Origin of the sequence: Enterobacter cloacae complex sp. GF14B (assembly GCF_004136805.1) — a bacterium.
GTDB lineage: Bacteria > Pseudomonadota > Gammaproteobacteria > Enterobacterales > Enterobacteriaceae > Enterobacter > Enterobacter hormaechei_C.
Genome location: NZ_QFRV01000155.1, coordinates 1 through 4,351 on the forward strand (window position 1 = coordinate 1; position 4,351 = coordinate 4,351).

The 4,351-nt window shown below is 44.5% G+C and carries 2 protein-coding genes; both read left to right on the forward strand.

Annotated features, from left to right (window positions below; translation table 11 throughout):
* Window positions 1-1,083: 1,083 nt before the first annotated feature.
* The gene (locus DD606_RS23880) at window positions 1,084-4,068 is read left to right on the forward strand and encodes a reverse transcriptase domain-containing protein (RefSeq protein WP_129259307.1); all 2,985 of its coding nucleotides are present in this window, start codon (window positions 1,084-1,086) and stop codon (window positions 4,066-4,068) included.
* 87 nt (window positions 4,069-4,155) lie between these two features.
* Window positions 4,156-4,317: a hypothetical protein gene (locus DD606_RS26720; protein ID WP_368853791.1), complete on the forward strand. Its 162-nt coding sequence runs from the start codon at window positions 4,156-4,158 to the stop codon at window positions 4,315-4,317.
* The last annotated feature ends 34 nt before the right edge of the window (window positions 4,318-4,351 follow it).

Sequence of the window (4,351 nt, forward strand, 5' to 3'; positions counted from 1 at the left end):
TTTCATCCCGCTCACATTCTTTTGGCGCCCCCACGGAGGATCTTCTTCGAGTACCTTCTGCGTCGAGCTTCAAGCTTCGAGATTCGGGGTTACAGGTTGCAGGTTGCAGATTACAGGTTACAGGTTACAGGGATAGGTACAGGAGCAGGTGATTCACACAGGTACAAGTAGCTGGAGTACAGTGATATAGTAGCAGTGATGTCACTTGCAGTTGTTGTGGGTATGCATCACTTGGCGCCTATTTGAGCGCATTGTCTACTGGATTGTACGTTACTTGTGGAAACTGCCATTGTACGCATTTGTGGAGCCATACTTGGTTGTATTTGGCAGTCCCAGCCATTTCTGAGACTTGGTCTGGAAGATAGTCATTTCTGAGACTTGACTATATGCGATTTGCATTAGCCTTCGTGTGAGGGTCGATAGCGTGAGGTTTTTATTGAGCTGGGGGATTCTCAAATGTGGAGATCCTTTCGGTGATACAGGTAGCTGGAGCACCCTTTTTGTGACCTCGCCATAGGCTATGTACTAGTGAGTCCTACTTGATGCTCGGGTTCTATTGTTGACAGTTTATGCATACATAGACAGTCTATATTTTGGGTTCCTACTGCTCTACTTCTGGGGAAACTCTGTCGAAATTTTCCCAAGTTATGATGGCTGGTTTTTTGGTATTTTGAGCCATTTATGCTGTTATGCTGCTGAAATTTTGGCAAAATCAGAGGTTGAGTCAGGTGTGCCTTCTTGGGAGCTTCATGGTTGGCTTTAATGGATGATCAAAATGGCCCTCAATTCACTCCTTTTCATTTAACTCAAAGAATCCAGATAAATGTTCATGTGTCCAGGAAGATTTTTTTCCAGCAGCGCATAGTCTTTATGTTTGGGCCAAGAAGATTAAGAGAGATCCTGGAATGTCCTTTGCCTGTTGTAATTCCGATGATTAACTATGAAAACTCATTTGATGTGCATGTGTTTGTCCTTATCTAAAGTTGAGCTCCATTGAAGTTTCTGGGAATTGAGTCAGTAAAAGTTTTGGGTTCTTGCACGTGTGTTAGAAGGGGTTCTCAAAGCATCAAAACTTGGGTAGCCATGGCCTTCTCTTATCCGGAATTTCATGGAAGAAGTGATGAAGATGTGGAAGATTTTTTGGAAAAGATGGAGGTTGCCTGCATTAGCAACCAGATTCATGACCCTGCGCAGATGTTACGTCTTCTCCAAATTTGTTTGAAGAGTGATGCACGAGTCTGGTCCAAAACATTTGAAGAGGAGTTGCGTGCAGCAGATCCACCTGTAAGATTGAGTTGGGACAATCTAAGGCATGGGTTGGAAGTGGAGTTTGTGAAGATAGAAGATCCTGACAAAGTGTGGCAAGAAGTACAAGGTTTGGTGCAAAAGGAAGGTGAGCCAGTAGATGCGTACGTACGTAAGTTTTCATTGGCATGGGAGCGGATGTGCAAGGCCTTAGCACCACAGGTACCCCCGCCTGACATGATGAAGAAGGACAGGTTCTTGGCTGGTCTTTGGGAGAATATACGTTGGAGAGTGGAGCTAAAGAAGCCTAGGACATATGAAGATGCACTAGAGGTAGCAAGGAACAAAGAGTGGAAGTTGAGGAAAATGAGCCAGTTAGGGGTGGAGTCTTTGCCAATGAGGTCTGAATTTCAGCCTATAGAATCTTTACAAGGTCGCATGTCAGGGGTTCATCACGAACCAGTGGTTCCTGTTACTACTCAGGTTATGCCAGCAGTGGTCACTACAGCAGTGCAAGATGATGGGCTAAGGCAAGACATGAGGCAAATGGTAGATTTGATGAAGAATCTCAGCCTAAACATGCTAGGTCAAGTGGGAAATAATCGAGGTCGAGGGAGGTTTGCAAATCAGCCAGGAGGTGAAGAAAGGCCTAGGAATGGTGTTGGACAAAGCAATGGTAGGTTTTGGAGGCAGACGCCCACATGTTATAATTGTGGAGAGTTGGGTCACATCAGCCCGCAATGTGATAAGCCACCAAGGATGGGGGGAGACATGTATCCATTGCCAAGACAGGTGCTAACTAGGTCAAATGATTATGGCATCGAAATTAAGGGAGATGAAGGAACCAGTGGACTGACCCAGGAGGAAAAGGGAAAGACAAAAGTGCTAAGTGTAGTCACCTTGGAGAAGGCATCAAAGCTAGAGGATACATTAGTGATGCCTATTGGGAAGAGGACCACAGAGGATAAGGAAGGAAGAAGTGTCCTAGGTCCTATTAAGAAGAAAGGAAAGAGCCATGAAGGCGAGGATGTCAAGGCCAAGAGGAAAAGGAGAGCTCGTCGAAAGTTTCATGTTTCAGATTTTCCACTAGGGGATGGGCAATTAAGCTATGACTTGAAGGAGGATCTGACAAGCAGGAAGGCAGATGTTACTTTTGGGCAGCTTATAGAGATGGTGCCTAAGCTAAAGCGACAGTGGAAGAGGATGGTTAACCCAATGGAGAAAGAGCCAGAGAGAGGTTCAGTAAAGGTGTTGGCAATGGATGAGCTACTAGACATTTGTCCAATAGTAGATGTGTGGCATAAAAGGAAAAATTTGGGACAAGGTTATGTGGATGGCGGAGCCCAAATATGCGTCATAACACACTCATGCGTTGAGAAGATGGGTCTCACAGTGGCTGGGGTGTCAGGTTTCCGGATCAGATTGGCAAACCATCAAAAAGTAAAATGCTTGGGTGTTGTAAAGAGCTTAGAAGTGGAGGCATATGATGCAAAGGCAGTGGTTGATTTTCATGTGATGCCAGCAGGGTTGGGAGCATATCCTATTATACTGGGCAGACCATGGTTACGTGCAGTGGGAGCTGTTCAAGATTGGCGACATGGTACAATTAGCCTCTATGGAAAGACAGGTACCAAGAAGCTTTATAATATGGACACAAGGAAACGATTAGAGGAGCTTTATGAAGATGAGGATGAGTCTAGTGATGAAGACTCTTCCACGGTGACAGATGAGGACAGTGATAGCACTACCAGCAGTGATGAGGATGCTGATGTTGCATTTCTTTTGATGGACAAAGGAATCCAGGAGTCTGGTTTAGTCGCATTTGCGAATGAAGTTGAAGATGAAAGTGAAGGGCCTTATGAAGTGATTGAAGGGCTGATGCAAACCAAGGTTGAATTGTCAAAGAAGCAGGAATTGATGACACAAATGATTAGTGGAGACCTCTCAGCTATGGAGAAGGAGATATATTTGCACATGCTGGCTAGTTTTCCTGATTTGTTCATTACTTCATATGAAGAGATCAGAGGGTTCAAGGGCGAAGAGATGCATATAGAGCTGAAAGAAGGTGCTAAGCCAGTGCGGCAAAGGCTAAGAAGGATGGGTCAAGAGCAAATGGAAGCCTTGCGGGAAGAGGTGGACAAGTTATTGAAGGCAGGGTTCATAGTCCCTGTGGAGACCACAGAATGGGTGAGTCCAGTTGTAGTCAGTCCAAAGAAGGATGGGAAGTGGAGAATTTGTATAGATTTTAAACCCTTAAACGCAGCCACTAAGAAGAACCCATATCCTCTTCCATTCATCGATCAGATCTTGGATTCAGTGGCAGGTTATGAGAGGTACAGTGTGTGTGATGGTTTTTCAGGCTATTTTCAATTGAAGATTGCTCTTAAAGACCGCACAAAGACCACTTTTATTACGCCATGGGGCTGCTATTGCTACACAGTATTGCCATTTGGGTTGTCAAATGGACCTTCCTTCTATCAAGAGAGAGCAAATTGGGTATTGGCACCATTCATTGGTAGTTGTGTTAAAGCTTTTATGGATGACTTCTGTGTCTATAGCAGTAGGGCTGAACACCATGAGAAGCTGCAGATGGTATTGGCTCGATATGATGAATGTGGAGGACAACTAAATCCAAAGAAATGTCATCTAGCACAGCCAAGGGTGAAGTTATTGGGCCATATGGTGTCAGAAAATGGCATTGAGGCTGATCCAGATAAGGTGAAGTCTATTATTCTTCTTCCATCACCTATGAGTACGAAGCAATTGGCAACCTTTATACACAAAGTGAAGTACATGGCATGGTTTATTCCATTGTCTTCATAACTCCTTTATCCATTACAACAAGTGGCAAAGCATGTTCCATTGCAATGGGATGACAAGTGTAAAGAAGTGTTTCAAGAGGTGAAAGAGGTGTTAGGGGGGTTGTCAGCCATGCAGGCTCCTCATTGGAAGCAAGTGTTTTATGTAAATCCATCAGTAGGGGATGATGCCATTGGAGGCATGCTATTTCAAAAAGGGAAGGGCAGCCATTATATGAGGCCAATGTACTATGCAAGCCGAGTGAAGTTGTAACAGAGAGAAAATTCTCGGAAGTAGAGCTAGTGAT

Excerpts from the sequence above, each read along its gene's own strand:
- DD606_RS23880 (WP_129259307.1), top strand. The coding sequence starts at position 1,084 with ATGGCCTTCTCTTATCCGGAATTTCATGGAAGAAGTGATGAAGATGTG.